At 71.8% G+C, this 16,236-nt stretch carries 12 protein-coding genes; all 12 read right to left on the bottom strand.

Going from position 1 to position 16,236, the window contains the following annotated elements; all coding sequences use genetic code 11:
• Nucleotides 1–10: 10 nt before the first annotated feature.
• Complete coding sequence (locus H4W81_RS46970) at nt 11–1,321, bottom strand: serine hydrolase domain-containing protein (protein WP_318781675.1); 1,311 nt, start codon at nt 1,319–1,321, stop codon at nt 11–13.
• Entirely contained in the window at nt 1,285–3,120 is a 1,836-nt protein-coding gene (locus H4W81_RS46965; RefSeq protein WP_225958558.1) for a S9 family peptidase, read from the bottom strand. Before H4W81_RS46965 ends, H4W81_RS46970 begins: the two co-directional genes overlap by 37 nt.
• A 98-nt stretch (nt 3,121–3,218) precedes the next feature.
• Nucleotides 3,219–5,048, bottom strand: a complete 1,830-nt coding sequence (locus H4W81_RS11405; RefSeq protein WP_318781674.1) for a glycoside hydrolase family 15 protein — start codon at nt 5,046–5,048, stop codon at nt 3,219–3,221.
• Between the two features lie 118 nt (nt 5,049–5,166).
• Nucleotides 5,167–5,880, bottom strand: a complete 714-nt coding sequence (locus tag H4W81_RS11400; RefSeq protein ID WP_192774779.1) for an SDR family oxidoreductase — start codon at nt 5,878–5,880, stop codon at nt 5,167–5,169.
• Between the two features lie 244 nt (nt 5,881–6,124).
• Complete coding sequence (tuf, locus tag H4W81_RS11395) at nt 6,125–7,291, bottom strand: elongation factor Tu (protein ID WP_192774778.1); 1,167 nt, start codon at nt 7,289–7,291, stop codon at nt 6,125–6,127.
• 211 nt (nt 7,292–7,502) lie between these two features.
• Nucleotides 7,503–7,817, bottom strand: coding sequence for a transcriptional regulator (locus H4W81_RS11390; protein ID WP_192774777.1), 315 nt, complete (start codon nt 7,815–7,817; stop codon nt 7,503–7,505).
• On the bottom strand, nt 7,814–8,251 hold the full coding sequence (locus tag H4W81_RS11385; protein ID WP_192774776.1) for a hypothetical protein: 438 nt from the start codon (nt 8,249–8,251) through the stop codon (nt 7,814–7,816). The genes H4W81_RS11390 and H4W81_RS11385 overlap by 4 nt, the downstream gene beginning before the upstream one ends.
• Nucleotides 8,252–8,318: 67 nt before the next feature.
• A complete protein-coding gene (locus H4W81_RS11380) occupies nt 8,319–11,090 on the bottom strand; it encodes a glycoside hydrolase family 2 TIM barrel-domain containing protein (protein ID WP_318781673.1) in 2,772 nt (923 codons plus the stop codon).
• Between the two features lie 107 nt (nt 11,091–11,197).
• Entirely contained in the window at nt 11,198–12,568 is a 1,371-nt protein-coding gene (locus H4W81_RS11375; RefSeq protein ID WP_192774774.1) for a sensor histidine kinase, read from the bottom strand.
• A gap of 220 nt (nt 12,569–12,788) precedes the next feature.
• A complete protein-coding gene (locus tag H4W81_RS11370) occupies nt 12,789–13,466 on the bottom strand; it encodes a CatB-related O-acetyltransferase (protein ID WP_225958557.1) in 678 nt (225 codons plus the stop codon).
• The gene (locus H4W81_RS49240; RefSeq protein WP_318781672.1) at nt 13,463–15,127 is read right to left on the bottom strand and encodes a virginiamycin B lyase family protein; all 1,665 of its coding nucleotides are present in this window, start codon (nt 15,125–15,127) and stop codon (nt 13,463–13,465) included. The genes H4W81_RS11370 and H4W81_RS49240 overlap by 4 nt, the downstream gene beginning before the upstream one ends.
• A gap of 64 nt (nt 15,128–15,191) precedes the next feature.
• Nucleotides 15,192–16,190, bottom strand: a complete 999-nt coding sequence (locus H4W81_RS48475; RefSeq protein WP_264083147.1) for a GNAT family N-acetyltransferase — start codon at nt 16,188–16,190, stop codon at nt 15,192–15,194.
• Nucleotides 16,191–16,236 lie beyond the last annotated feature (46 nt).

Raw genomic sequence — 16,236 nt, 5'->3', positions numbered from 1 at the left:
GTCGCGCTCCTCAGGAGATCTTGGGGGTGGCCCGGGCGCCCAGGTGGACGTACGGTGAGCCGTCGGCCAGCTCGTAGAAGACGGCTGACAGCCATTGCGGGTCGTCCGGCCTGCGTCCGACGAAGGTGACCTCGTCCACGGCGAGCAGGTCGAGGGTGACCGGTTCCTGCAGGCCCGCCAGAGCGCCGGTCGACTCCATGCGCAGGGAGAGGCCGCCGGCGCGCTCGGCGACCGTGATCCGCGCGCCGACCCGCTCGTAGACGCCGGTGAGCCGGCTCGGGTCCACGTCCACCGGCTGCTCGGGCGGGCCCAGCACAGGCGGTACGGCCACGCCGTCGAGGTCGCGGAACAGCTCGGTGGCCAGGGCCTGCATGAAGGCGCCGCTGTGGCCGCCGTTGACCACGGCGCAGGCGATCGTGCCGGTGCCGGGCAGCATCCACAGCATCGAGGACTGGCCGATGGTGTTGCCGCCGTGGGAGACGACGCGGTGGCCGTCCCACTCGTCGAGGATCCAGCCGAGGCCCCACTGCCGGCCCAGGGTGTGCGGGTTGGGGATGTCGACCTGCGGCTCCCACATGGCTCGCGGGTCCTTGAGCAGGCCGCCCTCCAGGTGGGCGCGGGCGAAGGCGACCGCGTCGGCGGGCCTGGCGGTGATCAGGCCGGCCGGGCCGCAGGAGCGCATCAGGCCCCAGGCGGGAGCCGGCTCGCCGTCGAGGTGGCCGACGGCGGCGCCGAAGCGCAGCACGTCCTCCGGGAGGGTCCAGGTGTGGGTCAGGCCGAGCGGTTCGACGATCTGCTCGCGCAGCGCCTGGTCCCACACCTCGCCGGTCAGCCGTTCGACCAGGCGTCCGGCGATGATGAAGCCGGAGTTGCAGTAGGACTGCGTGGCGCCCAGCGGGTGGTTCTGCGCCAGGTCGGCGCAGGCCTCGACGTAGCGCTCGACGCAGTCGTCGCCGCGTCCGGTGTCGAGGAACAGGTCGCCGTCGATGCCCGAGGTGTGGCTCAGCAGGTGGCGGACGGTGACCGTCCTGGTGACCTCGGCATCGGCGACCCTGAACTCGGGCAGCAGCTCGGCCACGGGGGTGTCGAGGGTGAGCAGGCCCTGCTCGGCCAGGAGCATGATCTGGGTGGCGGTCCAGACCTTGGTCACCGAGCCGAGCTGGAAGAGTGAGTCGGGGCTCACCCGCGCTCCGGTGCGCGTGTTGAGCACGCCGGCGGCGCTCTCGTGCAGCTCACCCCGGTGGAGGTAGGCCAAGGCGGCGCCGGGGACGTCGTATTCGCTGATCAGCTCTCCGAGCCGATCACCCATTGCTCCAGCCACGCGACGATCCTTTCGTTGTAGTCGAGACGGTGGGACGGACGGCCGTCGAGGATGAACAGGTGACTCGCGCCCGGGTACCTGACCAGGCGGACCGGCACGCCACGCTCGCGCAGCGCCGCGAACCACTGCTCGGCCTGCCCGACCGGGCACCGGTCGTCGCGCTCGCCGTGCAGGAGGAGGGTGGGCGCGGTGACGGCGGCGACGTGCGTGATCGGTGACTGCGCGGCCAGGTCGCCTGCGCATTCGAACATCTTCAGCAGGTATCCGGCGTCCGACGTTCCGGACATGCTGGTCAGGTCGCTGACGCAGCCACCGGGGATGGCGGCCTTGAACCTGCCGTCGGTGGCCGACAGCCAGCAGGCCATGTAGCCGCCGTAGCTGTAGCCGGTGACGGCCAGGCGGTCCGGGTCGGCGACGCCCTCCGCCACGAGCGCGTCGATGGGCGCGAGGAAGTCGCCGGCGTCGGCCAGGCCCCACGAGCCGACGGCGGCGGTGTAGAAGGCCTCGCCGTAGCCGTCGCTCCCCCGCGGGTTGAGGGTGAGCACGCTCCAGCCCCTGGCGGCGAGCACCTGGTGGTAGAGGTGGGCGGGGTCGAAGACCGGCGCCCACGCGTTGTGCGGGCCGCCGTGCACGTCGAGCAGGAGCGGGCCGGGGCCGGTCCGGTCGGGGTCGCGCAGCAGGAAGCCCTCGACGGGGGTGCCGTCGGGTGCGGTGAACAGGCGGCGTTCCAGGGGGAGGAGGTCGAGGTCCGGCAGGGCGTGGTCGGTGAGCCGCTCGCCGTCGAGGTAGACGTCGCCGGGGCTGGACGGGGTGGCGGCCACGTAGGCGACCCGGCCGCCCGCGACGCTGACGCCGCTGACGCTGTGCTCGCCGCCCACCTTCGTCCGGCCGGGCGCGCCGTACAGGTGGGTGCGTCCGCCGTCGCGGGCGCAGAACAGCAGCTCGTCGCCGAGCAGGGCGGGCGCGGCGCCGGGGTAGCCGGGATGGCCGACCATGACGTTGCGGTCCAGGCCCGTCTCGACCTCGGCCAGGCCGTCGGCTTCGAGGGTGAACAGCCTGGTGTGGCCGATCGGGTCGCCCTTGAAGCCGGCGACCACCAGGCGCTCGCCGAGCCACCACACGCCCGTGCAGATGACGCCCGGATCGGTCAGCCGCTTGGGTTCGGCGCCGTCGAGCCCGATGGTGTAGACCGCGCCCGCGGGGGTGAGGTCCCTGTCCTCCTCCATGCCGGTGACGAAGGCCAGCTGCTCGCCGTCGGGCGACCAGGCCGGCTGGCCCGCGTGGAAGTCGCCGTCGGTGAGCTGGGTGCGCTTGCCCGTGGCGACGTCGACGACGAACACGTGGGAGCGCACGCCGCGCAGCAGGCCGGCGCCGTCTGCCTTGTACTCCAGGGTGTCGGCCACGACGGGCGCGTCCGGGTCGGGTTCGCCGTGCGGGGCGGTGAAGGCAAGGCGGCGGCCGTCCGGCGACCAGAGCGCGGGGCCCGCGGCGGCGCCGGTGAGGGCGCGGGGCTCGCCGCCGTCCATGGGGAGCAGGTGCAGCTGCGGCCTGCCGTCCACCGGACGCAGGAAGGCGAGCGTGCGCCCGTCGGGTGACCAGCGGGGGGCCAGGTCACGGGGGCCGCCGGTGAGGCGGCGGGGTGCGGCGCCGGGGGCGGCCAGCCAGATCTCCGAACGGTTCTCGTCGGAGTCCTTGTCCGCGGTGGTCACCGTGTAGGCGACGGCCGCGCCGCCGGGACGCAGCTGCGGATCTCCCGGTACGGCGATGCGGTAGAGGTCGGTGAGCGAGAGGCGGGACATGGTCGAACGGTAGGCCAGCGGTCCTGCGGCTGCTTCGGCCGTCCGCACGAAGCGCGCGGGGTTCGTTGTGCGGGCCGACGAGAGTCCCCGGCGATCGGCTAACCGAGGGCGCGGTCCAGGTTGAAGGCGGCGCTGATCAGGGCCAGGTGGGTGAAGGCCTGCGGGAAGTTGCCCCGCTGCTCACCGGCCTGGCCGATCTCCTCGGCGAAGAGGCCGAGGTGGTTGGCGTAGGTGAGCATCTTCTCGAAGGCCAGGCGCGCCTCGTCGAGCCGTCCGGCGCGGGCCAGCGCTTCGACGTACCAGAACGAGCAGATCGAGAACGTGCCCTCCATGCCCCGCAGCCCGTCCGGGCTCGCTTCCGGGTCGTAACGGTAGACGAGCGAGTCGGACACCAGGTGGTCGCCGAGCGCCGTGAGCGTGGACAGCCACTTCGGGTCGGTGGGCGAGATGAACTTCGCCAGCGGCATCATCAGCACCGAGGCGTCGAGGACGTCGCCACCGAGATGCTGGACGAACGCCTGGTGCTCGGCCGACCAGCCGCGCTGCATGATCTGCCGGTAGATCGCGTCGCGCGTCCGCTGCCACCTCGCCGTGTCGGCGGGCAGGCCGCGGTGGCCGGCCATCCGGATGGCGCGTTCGATGGCCACCCAGCACATGAGCCGGGAGTACAGGAAGTCCTTGCGGCCGCCGCGTGTCTCCCAGATGCCCTCGTCGGGCTGGTCCCAGTTGGCGCAGACCCAGTCGACGAGGGTGCCGACGTAGTCCCAGTCGCCGCTGGAGATCGGCTTACCCCACTTGTCGTAGAGGTAGACGGCGTCGATCAGCGCGCCGTAGATGTCGAGCTGCAGCTGGCCGACGGCGGCGTTGCCGACCCGGACCGGCCAGGAGCCCTGGTAGCCCTCGAGGTGCTCCAGTTGCCGTTCGGGGAGCTCGCTGCGTCCGTCGATGCCGTACATGATCTGCAACGGTCCCGACGGGCCGGGCGGGCAGGCGCACACGTTCGCCGTCAGGAAGCGCATGAACGCCTCGGCCTCCTCGGTGAAACCCAGCCTGAGCAGGGCGTACACGCAGAAGGCGGCGTCACGGACCCACACGTAGCGGTAGTCCCAGTTGCGCTCGCCGCCGACCACCTCCGGCAGGCTGGTGGTCGGCGCGGCCACGATCCCGCCGGTCGGCGCGTAGGTGAGCAGCTTCAGGACCAGCGCGGAACGGTGGACGGTCTCACGCCACCTGCCGCGGTAGCGCGACGCGGACAGCCAGCGCCGCCAGAACGCCACGGTGGCGGTGAACTCCTCTTCGGCCTCGGTGCTCGGGCACGATCGGGGCGCGACCCCCTCGCCGACCCGGTCGAGCGCGAAAACGGCCTGTTCGCCCTCCTGGAGCTTGAACTCCGCCCACACGTCCGCGCCGTCGGACTCCATCGGCACGGTGGCGGTCAGCGCGAGCGAAAGGGAGGGCGACTCGAAGACCGCCTGGCCGTGCGTCAGGCGGAGCGTGTGCGGCTGGATTCCGTAGTCGAAGCGCGGCGCGACCCGCACGCGGAACGGAAGCGATCCGCGGACGCAGGCCACCCGCCGGATCAGCCGATGGCGGCCGGGCTCCGACGACTCGTCGGCGATGGGCATGAAGTCCTGGATCTCGCCTACGCCGTCGTCGGCGTAGAAGCGGGTGATCAGGACGTTCGTGTCGGGAAAGTAGAACTGCTTCGTCGTCGTGGGCACATCGGCGGCCAGCTCGAACGACCCGCCCTTGTCGCTGTCCAGGAGGGCGGCGAAGACACTGGGAGAGTCGAATCTCGGACAGCAGTACCAGTCGATCGTGCCGTTCGCGCCCACGAGCGCCGTCGTGCGCAGATCTCCGATCAGGCCGTGGTCGGAGATCGGCAGGTACTGGGCGTTCGAGACGTCCGCGGAGATTCCAGTGCTCACCTCGGCCTCCTCGCCGTGACGACCGGCCCGATGACCAAAAGCCTAGGGAGGCGAACCGCTGACCGGGGTCTGGCCTTCGCCAAGACTCGGCCGGGTTTGGCGGGTTCCGTCGCGGAGATCAGGCGAGGTCCGGCGGGTTCAGGTAGTAGCCCCGTCCCGTGGAAAGGGTTCCCTTGACCAGGCGCGACTGCTCATCGGCGAGCACCTCTTCCGTGCCGCTCTCCAGCTCCTCGAGCGCGATCGCGGCGACCTGGCGAGGGTCGATCTTCTCGATGTCTAGACCACGGGTCATGTCGGTGTCCATGAATCCGACATGCAGGCCGAGCACCTGGACTCCCTTGTCGCGCACCTCGATGCGCAGCGCGTTGGTGAAACTCCAGGCGGCGGACTTCGTCGCCGAATAGGCGGCCACCATGGGCCGGGCGAACCAGGCGGCGTCCGACAGCACGTTGACGATCGCACCTCCCCCGTTGCGCGAGATCACGGGGGCGAACGCCTGGCTCATGCGGATCAGTCCGTAGAAGTTCGTCTCGAACATCTCGCGGGAGAGATCGACGAAGTCAGGGTCGAGCGCGCCCTCGTTCACGTTGGCGATACCGGCGTTGTTGATCAGGAGCGTCACGTCACCGCACTGCTCCACTACGGCGTCGATCGAGGCCGGATCGGTGACGTCCAGCCGCACCGGCACGAGGTCCGGGAGGTCGAGGCCGTCCGGACTGCGTGCGCCGGCGTACACCTTCTTCGCGTCACGGGCCTGGAGCTCTCTGGCGAAGGCCAGTCCCAGGCCCCGATTGCCGCCGGTGACCAGGGCGACCGAATTTTTGATCTTCATAACATTCCCCTCGGAAGTACGACTCGAATCTCCGGGGGGTCGGCCTGAACGGCTCGGCGGTGGGCAGGCTGATGTCTCTGACGGCCCTCTCCCTGCTCTTCCAGTGAACAACAGGGCCGCCGGCGGGCGGATGGCGGGGTCGCCGTTCTCGCGGTCTTCCGGTGCGTCCCGGGAAACGATCGCGGCCCCACCGTGACAGCAGCGGCGGCCGGATCCGTGACAGATCCGGCCCGCCGTCACGCGGCTAGTCCAGGACGGCCAGCACCGTGCCCGCGCCGACCGTCAGCCCGCCCTCGCGGATCGCGAAGCCGAGACCCGGCTCCAGGGCCACCGCCCTGCCCAGCTCCACGACCACCTCGACCGTGTCGCCCGGCCCGGCCGGCTCGTCCATGAGGATCTGGCCGGGCACGTCGGTGGTGCGGAGGTAGAACTGCGGCCGGTAGCCGCCGGCGATGGGCTTGCGCCGCCCGCCCTCGGCCGCCGTGAGGAGGTAGATCCTCGCGGAGAGACGCCGGTGGGCGCTCTGCGAGCCGGGCGCGGCCAGCACCTGGCCCCGGCGTACCTGCTCCCGCCGTACGCCGCGCAGCAGCACCGCGGCGTTGTCGCCGGCCTCGCCCCGGTCCATGGTCCGGCCGAAGGTCTCGACCCCGGTCACCACCGCGGTGAAGCCTTCGCCGAGGCCGACGACCTCGACCGTGTCGCCGATCTTGACAGAGCCGCGCTCGATCGCCCCGGTGACGACGGTGCCGCGCCCGGTGACGGTGAGCACGTTCTCCACCGGCATGAGGAACGGCGCGTCGACGTACCGGACAGGGACCGAGATGTGGTCGTCCACCGCCTGGAGCAGCGCCTCGATGGACGCCGTCCACGCGGGGTCGCCCTCCAGCGCCCGCAGCCCGGACACCCTGACCATGGGCACGTCGTGGTAGCCGTGCTCGGCGAGCAGCTCGCCGAGCTCCAGCTCGACCAGGTCGGCCAGCTCGGGGTCGGCGCCGTCGGCCTTGTTCAGCGCGACGACCAGGTGCTCCACCCCGACCCGCTTGGCGAGCAGCACGTGCTCGCGGGTCTGCGGCATGATGCCGTCCTGCGCGGAGACCACCAGGATCGCCCCGTCGAGCTGCGCCGCCCCCGTGATCATGTTCTTCACGTAGTCGGCGTGGCCCGGCATGTCGACGTGCGCGTAGTGCCGCGTGGCCGTCTCGTACTCGACGTGCGAGATGTTGATCGTGATGCCCCGCTGCGCCTCCTCGGGCGTGCGGTCGATCCGCTCGAACGGCGTGTACGTGGCGCCGCCCCGCTCGGCGAGCACCTTGGTGATCGCGGCGGTCAGCGTGGTCTTGCCGTGGTCGACGTGACCCATCGTGCCGATGTTGAGGTGCGGCTTGTTCCGCACGTAGGCCTGCTTGGCCATGATTCCTTCCCTGAAAGCCTGAGATCGTGTGACCCGTGTGCGGGTCGGTCAACCTCTCCCCGCCGGGTCACATCAGGACGTACGGGAAGAGGTCAGCGCTCCAGGCCGTCGAAGGCACGCTCGAGCGCGCCCGCGGTGGCGGGCGTCGTCAGGTGAGCGTGGCGGATCATGAGCGTCATAGTGACGCATGCAAGCAATGAGCCGCAACGGATTATTCCGTGTCCAGCTCGCCGACGATGGCGCGCAGGGCGGCCACATGCGCGTGGTATGCCGCCCTGCCCGCCTTGGTGAGGGAGAGCCAGACCCGCTGCCTGGTGTCGCGCACGGCCTTGGTCTGCTCGACGTATCCGACCTCCATCAGCACGCTGACGTGCTTGCTCAGGACCGAGTCACTGACTCCGAGGCGCTCGCGCACCTGGCCGAACTCGACCTGCTCGGCCGGTTCGAGTAGCGCGCAGATCCGCAGCCGGTTCGGCGCGTGGATCGTGGCGTCGAAACCGTCCTCGGCCCTGTCGCTCACCTTCATGCCGAGGCCCGCGCCCGCCGGTTGTGGACGAGGCCGTAGCCGATCGTCCAGCAGGCGGCCAGCACGGCCACGACCAGCCAGATCCAGTCGCCCCTGGAGTCGAGGATCTCTCCCGCGACCCAGAGCGCGGCCATCGGCGTCACCAGGACCAGTTGCTGGCGCAGCGTGAGCTGCCGCGGCTGGATCCCGGACCTGGCGACCCGCTTGTGGTAGACGCGTTCGGTCAGCACGTAGCCCGCCACCACCACCGCGAGCACCGGCAGGATGGCGAGGTCGTGGAGGGCCTGGAGACCAAGCGTGACGCCGATGAGCACGCCGACGACGGGGAAGAACCAGGCGGGGATGGGGGCGTACCCCGCGGCGCGGGCCTGCTGGGCCGCCGCCAGCGCGGCGGCGGCCTCGGCGGCCGAGGGACGGCTCTCGTGTGTTTCCATACTGGAAAGACTCCGTCAGACTTTCCATGTTGTCAACACTCGATTTTCCGTCATGGAAAGTGAACGGCTACACCGCGCTGAAGCGGAAGGCGAAGCGCGCCTCCCGCGCGTGCAGCTCGTAGAGCGGCAGCACGCCCGGACCGCAGGCCGCGGTGCCGACGCCGTGCTGGGCGTGGTCGAGGTGGACGTGCACCCTCTCCCCCGGCCGCAGGTCGGTCAGGTGGCTCGCCGCGGCCAGGTCCTCGGTGCTCCACCTGCGCACGGTCAGTCCGAAGGCGGGATCGCCCTCGATCCGCAGGCCGCGACCGTCGGCTCCGGTGAGCCGCGCCCACCTGACGTCCGCGCGCTGCCCGTTCTCCTGTGGATACACGTACGGCGTCTGCAGTTCCTCGACCGTGGCGCCGAATCCGCCCACCCTGGCCGCCAGCCCGGTGTCGGGGTAGGCCTCGCCGGGCCCGCGCCCGAACCAGACGACCTCCTCGACGCTCGCCGGCAGTGTCATGGCGAGGCCGAGCCTGGGCAGCGGCAGCGTCCACTCGCCCTCGGGCACCACGTGCACGTCGAGGCGGAGCCCCTCCCCTTCGGCGCTCCACCGGTAGGTGACGTTCATGCCGAGGTCGGTGGCGGCGGGCGCGACCCGCGACCTGACGGTCAGCACGCCGTCCTCGCGGATGACGGCGTCGACCCGGTGCGTGAGGCGGTGCAGGCCGAGCTGGCGCCAGTTCCATTCGAGGCCGCCGAAGCGCTCGTTGTCGACGGGCGCCCGCCACAGCTCGAGCCTCGGGCCCTCGACGTCGAGCCCGAACAGGCCGGTCAGCCTGCCGGTCCTGGAGTCGAAGGCGGCGCCCGCTGCCGGGAGCGTGCCGCCGCCGTCCGCCCCTGACACGCGGGTTGCAGTCCGGCCCGCCGTGGCGACTCTCGTCTGGCCCCAGGCCACCTCGTGCCCCGCCGCCGCCCATGGCAGGTCGGCGCCGAGGACCGCCTGGACGGTCAGCCACAGCCCGCCCGGCTCGGCCACCTCGGGCAGCGCGGGCAGCTTCACCTCGGCGCTCTCGCCCTCCGGCACTTCCAGGACGCCCTCCGCCACCAGCGTGCCGTCCGCCGTCAGCGCCCAGGGGAACGCCAGCGGGTACGGCACCGCCCTGGTCACCGTCACCGTCCCTTCGGAGAAGGCGAACCTGACGGGCTCGAAGACCTTCTTCAGGTCCAGCAGACCGGGCGAGGGCGTCCTGTCGGGGAAGACCAGCCCGTCCACCACGAAGTTCGAGTCGTGCAGCGGCTCACCGAAGTCGCCGCCGTAGGCGTAGCCGTACTCCTGATGGGTCAGCCCGTGGTCGATCCACTCCCAGACGAACCCGCCGGCCAGGCGCGGGTGGGTGTCGAACAGCTCCTGGTACTCGGCCAGGCCGCCCGGCCCGTTGCCCATCGCGTGCGCGTACTCGCACTGCACGAACGGCATCGCCCTGCGCGGCGCGTCGAGCTCGGGGTCGTCGAGCGGCTCCTCCTCCCCCCGCCCGATCGCCGCCACCTCGGCGTGAGAGGCGTACATCCTGCTGTAGACGTCCACGTTCGCGCACGACACATCGCCCTCGTAGTGGATCGGCCGCGACGGGTCCCGCCGGCGCGTCCAGTCGGCCATGACCTTCAGGTTGGCGCCGACGCCCGCCTCGTTGCCGAGCGACCACATGACCACGCTCGGGTGGTTCTTGTCGCGTTCGACCATGCGCCGCATCCGGTCCAGCAGCGCCTGCGACCAGCGCGGGTCGTCGGTGGGGTTGCCGCGCCAGCCCGTGTGGCCGAACCCGTGCGTCTCCAGGTCGCACTCGTCGACCACCCACAGGCCGTACTCGTCGCACAGGTCGAGGAAGGCGGGGTGCGGCGGGTAGTGACTGGTGCGCACGGCGTTCACGTTGTGCCGCTTCATCAGCAGCACGTCCTCGACCATCGTCTCGTACGGCACGGCGCGCCCGTGGTCGGGGTGGAACTCGTGCCTGTTGACGCCCTTGAAGACCAGCGGCACACCGTTGGCCTTGAGCACGCCGTCCTCGATGGTGATCGTGCGGAAGCCCACGCGCAGCCGTACGGTCTCCTCCGCGGTGGTGAAGGTGGCGTCGTACAGGCGTGGCGAATCGGCCGACCACGGCTCGGCGGCCACCCGCACCTCGACGCCCGGCGCCAGGTCGGCGACGCCCAGCTCGGGGACGGACAGCAGGCCCTCGCCCTCGAAGCTCAGCGTGCCGTCGGCGGCGGCCCGCACGAACACGTCGGCGCTGGAGCGGGTGAGCGTGACCTCGCGGAAGATGCCCGGCAGCCACCACATGTCCTGGTCTTCGAGATAGCTGGCCGCCGACCACTGGTGCACCCGTACGGCGAGCACGTTCCTGCCCCGCACCAGGTACGGCCCCGCGTCGAACTCGGCAGGGAGCCTGCTGCCCGTGGAGAAGCCCAGCTCGTGGCCGTTCAGCCAGACCTTGAACGTGGAGTCCACCCCTTCGAAGCGCAGCCGCCCCCCGCTCCAGCCCTCGGGCAGGTCGAAGACGCGACGGTAGTCGCCTGTCGGGTTCTCGTCAGGAACGTACGGCGGGTCCACCGGGAAGGGGTAGACGACGTTGGTGTAGGCAGGCGCGCCGTGGCCGTGGAGCGGCCAGTGCGCCGGCACCGGCAGCACGTCCCAGCTCGCGTCGTCGAAGGACGGGGCGGCGAAGTCGTCCGGCACGTCGGCGACCGGTGAGAGGCGGAACCGCCATTCGCCGCCAAGGTCGAGGGAGGGGGCGTCGGAGTGGAGCGCGGCGCGGGGTTCGAGGCGCCCGGCACCCGGAGCGAAGTCAGCAAAGTACACAGAAACCGATGTTTTCCCAATAAACCCAACATGTCCATGGGAGAGACCGCGTAAGGGATCAACGGCTCGAAAACCACTATGATGCGCCTGGCGAGCGCGTCGCGGGTTCATCCCGTGGGTTCGGGCGTGTCCTCGAGGCGGGGCAGTCTGAGCACGAAGCACGCGCCGCCGTGACCGTCGGCGATGGTCAGCGAACCGCCGTGGTCGCGCACGATCTCCCTGGAGATGGCCAGTCCGAGCCCGCTTCCGCCGGGATCGCGCCGGCGCCCCTCGTCGAGCCGTACGAACCGCTCGAAGACCCGCTCCCTGCTCTCCGCCGGGATGCCCTCGCCGTCGTCCTCGACCTCTACGACGGCGTCCACGCCGTCCGTGAACACCCTCACCTGGACGGCGGTGCGGGCATGGCGCGCGCCGTTGTCGAGCAGGTTGGTGAGCACCCTGCCGATCCCGACCTTGCTGGCCTCCACCATCACGTGCGGTTCGGCCTTGACGGTGATCGGCACCCGTCGCGGGCGGCGGGCCACCTCCTGCCTGACGAGCGCCGCCAGGTCGACCCGCTCGGTCTCGGCGGGGATGCCGGCGTCGCGCCGCGCCAGGACCAGCAGGTCGGCGACGATGTTCTCCAGCCGTTCGGTGGCCGTCAGCGCCGACTCCACGACCTCGGCCTGATCGATCTCGTCGGGCAGCAGCGCGGCCGCCTCCAGCCCGGTCCGCAGGCCCGTGATGGGGCTGCGCAGCTCGTGGGAGACGTCGGAGACGAACCTGCGCTGCTGCTCGACGGCGCGCTCCAGCCGGTCCAGCGTCGCGTTGACGCTCATGGCCAGCCGCTGGATCTCGTCCTGCCTGGCCGGAAGGGGCACCCGGCGGTGCAGGTCGGCGGCGGTGGTGATCCGGTCCATCTCGGCCCTGATCGCCTCCACCGGCGCCAGCGTGCGGCCCACCGCCCACCACATGGAGACACCACGCAGCACGACGGTCAGGACTCCGACGATCCCGAACAGCACCGCCCACATCGGCCGCGGCAGCAGGCCGGGTTCCGGCTCCGCGGCGATCACCGTGTGCGGGTTCCCCGCGAGGAAGAACCGGTAGGCGGTGACCAGCAGGCAGGGGCTGTCAGGTCGCGGGTAGCCGCACACCGTGCTGTCGCGGCGCAGCTCCATCGGGTCGGGCAGCTCCGCCGGGATGGGTCCCTCCTTCAGGAGGGCGGCGTTGGCGCCGATGACCTTTCCGTTCCGATCGAGGATCTGCACCATCTCGTCCGCTCCGGCGGTGATGAGCGGGGGGACCAGCCTGCCGGCCTCGGCGTCGAGGACGACCTGCTGCGCGCTCTGGGCGGCGTGCAGCCGGGCCTCTGTCACCGCGTCCTGCCTGACCAGCACGAGCAGGGCCACGTACAGCGCACCGACCAGCAGGCCGGTCACCAGCATCGCGGTGACCGACATCCTGACCCTGATGGGCAGGTTCCGTGGCGGCCACATCGCGCTAGAGCGTCCGGCGCGGCGCGCCCGTTGTGACGACGAATCCCATCAGTTCCCCCGAGCTGTAAGGATCACGGTGAAGTCGCTGTGGCGACGTGCCGTGGTCCGCCCTGTTCACACCCCGCGTCCGCTACGTCACCCTCCTCCGTAATCTAGCCCGTGGCCTGCGCCTTCACTCCCACCAACGGTCCTCGTCGGCGGCGGGCGGCTCGCCGCGCGCTCATTCGGCCGGGCGCGCCAGCCCTTCGCGTTCCGCGATGGCCGCGATCTCGGCGGGGGTGCCGGCCATGATGGTGCGCACGTGCTCGGTGACCAGTTCCACCGGCCAGTCCCACCAGGCGGCGCGCCGCAGCCGCGCGACGTCGGCCGGAGCGAAGCGCGCGCGGATGGGCTTGGCCGGGTTGCCGCCCACGATGGTGTACGGCGGGACGTCGCCGGTGACCAGGGCTCCGGCGGCGACGATCGCACCGTCGCCGATGCGTGCGCCGGGCATGACGGTCGCCCCGTAGCCGAACCACACGTCGTTGCCCACCACCGTGTCACCACGGCTGGCCATGCCGGTGACCAGGTCGAGCGTGGCCTCGGTCCAGGCGCCGCCGAACATGGTGAACGGGAACGTGGACACGCCCATGGTGGGATGGTCGGCGCCCGCCATGAGGAAGCGGGTGCCCGAGGCGATCGCGCAGTACCTACCGATGATCAGCTTCTCGGGGCCGTAGCCGTACAGGACGTTCCGGGTTTGGAAGGCGGTCGCGTCGTCTGGGTCGTCGTAGTAAGTGAACTCGCCCACCTGGACGCGCGGATCGGTGATCAGCGGTTTGAGCAGCACCACGCGCGGATGCTCGGCCAGCGGGTGCACCACGGTCGGGTCGGGGATGATCCGGTCGGGGACGGTCATGCCGGAACCTCGATCCTGGCGAGCGCGCCGATCTCAAGGGCGCACCAGAGGGCGCCGCCGTGGCAGGCGATGCCGTGGGGCTCCGATCCGGGTGTGGGCAGGTCGTAGGAGGTGATCCGGCCGTCGACCGTGATGCGGCCGACGCGGTTGCCGCCCCACTCGGTGAACCACAGCGCCCCGTCGGGCCCCGTGACGATGGCGTGCGGACGCGCTCCCCGATCGGGCAGCGGGTACTCGGTGATCGTGCCGTCCACGGTGACGCGCCCGATCTGGCCCGCGCCGATCTCGACGAACCACAGGGCGCCGTCGGGGCCCGCGGTGATGCCCACCGGCGCGGCCGCCTCGGTCGGCAGGGGGTAGGCCGTGGTGTCGCCGTCCATGGTGATGCGGCCGATCGCGTTGGCCTGGTTCAGCGTGAACCACATCGCCCCGTCCGGCCCCGCTGTGATGGCGGAGGGGAAGGCGCCCGGCGAGGGATAGTCGGTGACCTTCCCCTCGACCGTGATCCGGCCGACGCGGCCGGCGTTGGTCTGCGTGAACCACAGCGCGCCGTCGGGGCCCGCGGCGATGCCGAACGGCCCGGCCTGCGCGGTCGGCAGTTCGAAGGAGTCGACCCGCCCGTCGAGGCCGATCCGCCCGATGCGGTGCCGCTGGTACTCGGTGAACCACAGGGCGTCGTCGGGGCCGGGGACGATCACGGTCGGGCCCGCGCCGACCGGGTAGGCGCTCAGCTCGCCCTCCGGCGACCTGCGGCCGATCGCGCCCTGGTGGACGAGGGTGAACCACAGCGCGCCGTCCGCTCCCTCGGCCAGCGCGTACGGCCCCGCCTCGCGCCCCGAGACGGTGAACTCGCGGACCGGGTCGGCGAGCCACTGCCCCACGCGGCCGAACAGCACCTCGCCCACCTCCGACAGGTGGAAGGCGTGCGGCATGCCCTCGTAGATCTCCAGGCGCACGCTCACGCCCGCGGCGTCGGCGGTCTCGGCGAACCCGCGGGCGTCGTCGAGCAGCACCTCGTCGGAGCCGGCCGCGATCAGCAGCGGCGGCAGCCCGCGCGGCTCGCCGTACAGGGGGGACTGCGGCGCCTCGCGGGCCTCGGCTCCTGCCAGGTACTGGGTGCGGACCGCCTCGAGCACGGCCCGGTTCATCAGGTCCTTGCCGTCGTTGGCGGACAGCGAAGGACTCTCCAGGGCGAGGTCGGTGACCGGCGAGATCGCGACCGCGGCCCCTGGCGGCGACCCGCCGGTCCTGGCGAGCTCCAGCAGCGCGGACAGCACCAGCGTGCCACCCGCCGACTCGCCGACCAGGACGACCTCCGCCTCGGGGACGCCCCGGTCCAGCACGCTCCGATAGGCGGCCAGCACGTCCTCCATCGCCGCGGGATAGGGGTGGGCGGGGGCGAGCCGGTAGTCCACCCGCAGCACCGGCCGTCCGGTCGCCTTCGACAGCCGGTAGGCCACCAGCCGCTCGGCCTCGGGGTTGGTGTGGGCGAATCCACCGCCGTGGACGTAGACGACGGCGCCGTCCCGCGCCTCCGGCGCGCTGATCCAGTCCCCTGACACGACGGCGTCGTCAGGGAGCGATGTCGCCATCTGCGCGGTGAGCTGCGCGCGGACCGCCGCGGCCTGCGCGAGCGTGGCGGGAATGGTCGTGACGTTCACCAGTGGTCTCCTTCCGTGGCCGCGTGGTGCGGGCCCAGTCGGCGGTCGGTGGCTTCAGTGATCTTCATGGGGTCACGTCCAGCCGGTATTCGTGCGTGCGGTGGCAGGGGCGAAACCCCAGCCGCCGGTTGACGGCGAGCATGCGCGCGTTGTTCTCGGCGTTGACGGACTCGATCTCGGTGACGCCGGGGTGCTCGGCGCGGAGCCTGCGCACCATCGCGGCCTTCAGCCACGAACCGAGCCCGCGCCCGCGGTGCGCGGGCACCACGGCGGTGTCGTACTGGAGGGCCCTGCGGGTCTCCCCCGCCCGGATGACGAGCTCGGTATAGCCGGCCAATCCGTTGGCGATCGGCCTCTCCTTGGCCAATGCGGCGACCGTCAGCAGCGTGTCGCCGCCGTCGGCCAGCGCCTTGGCCATCGTGCGCACCCGGTCCGCGTCCCACGTCCGGCGCTCGTCGTCCGCCTCGCCAGGGGGCCCGTCGCGCACCGCGTTCCTGGCCGCGGCCAGGGCCTCGGCCAGGTGGTCGGGTACGGCGCCGGTCCAGGCGGTCAGTTCGTAGCCGGGACGACCCGCGTCGGCGGCGCTGCCGTCCGCCCGCGCGACATCGAGCAGCAGGTGGTGGAGCGTCAGCCGGCGCCGGAAGCCGCGCGCGCCGCAGAAGGCGGCACCCGGCCCGTCCGCGACCGCCGACGTCAGCAGGCCGCGCCGCCGCTCCACCTGGGCGGCGAAGACCGCCGTCGCCAGCAGGTGCCCGCCCACCCCTCGCCGCCTGCGGGCCGGGTGCACGTGCAGTTCCAGCTCAGCCAGGTGGTCCCGGCCGGGCTCGGTGAGCAGCCGCAGCCCCGCCACACCCACCACGGCGCCGTCATCCTCGGTGGCCAGCCAGAACAGCCGCCTGCCGTCCGGCCCGGCCGTGGTGAGCCGCGCGTGCACCTGCTTGGGCGTCGGCGGCGGCTCGCCGGGCAGGTCGTGCCCGATCGAGGCGGCGACGACCGCGTGCCAGGCCGCGGCCCGCTCCGCCGGCATCCAGAACACCGGCGCGATGTGGATCTTGTACGGCAAGCGGGACTCCCTCCTCGTGGCGTTCACCACGGTAGGCAGTGCCCGA

The sequence above is a fragment of the Nonomuraea africana genome, assembly GCF_014873535.1.
Lineage (GTDB): Bacteria > Actinomycetota > Actinomycetes > Streptosporangiales > Streptosporangiaceae > Nonomuraea > Nonomuraea africana.
This window is presented reverse-complemented; position numbering and strand designations above follow the sequence as displayed.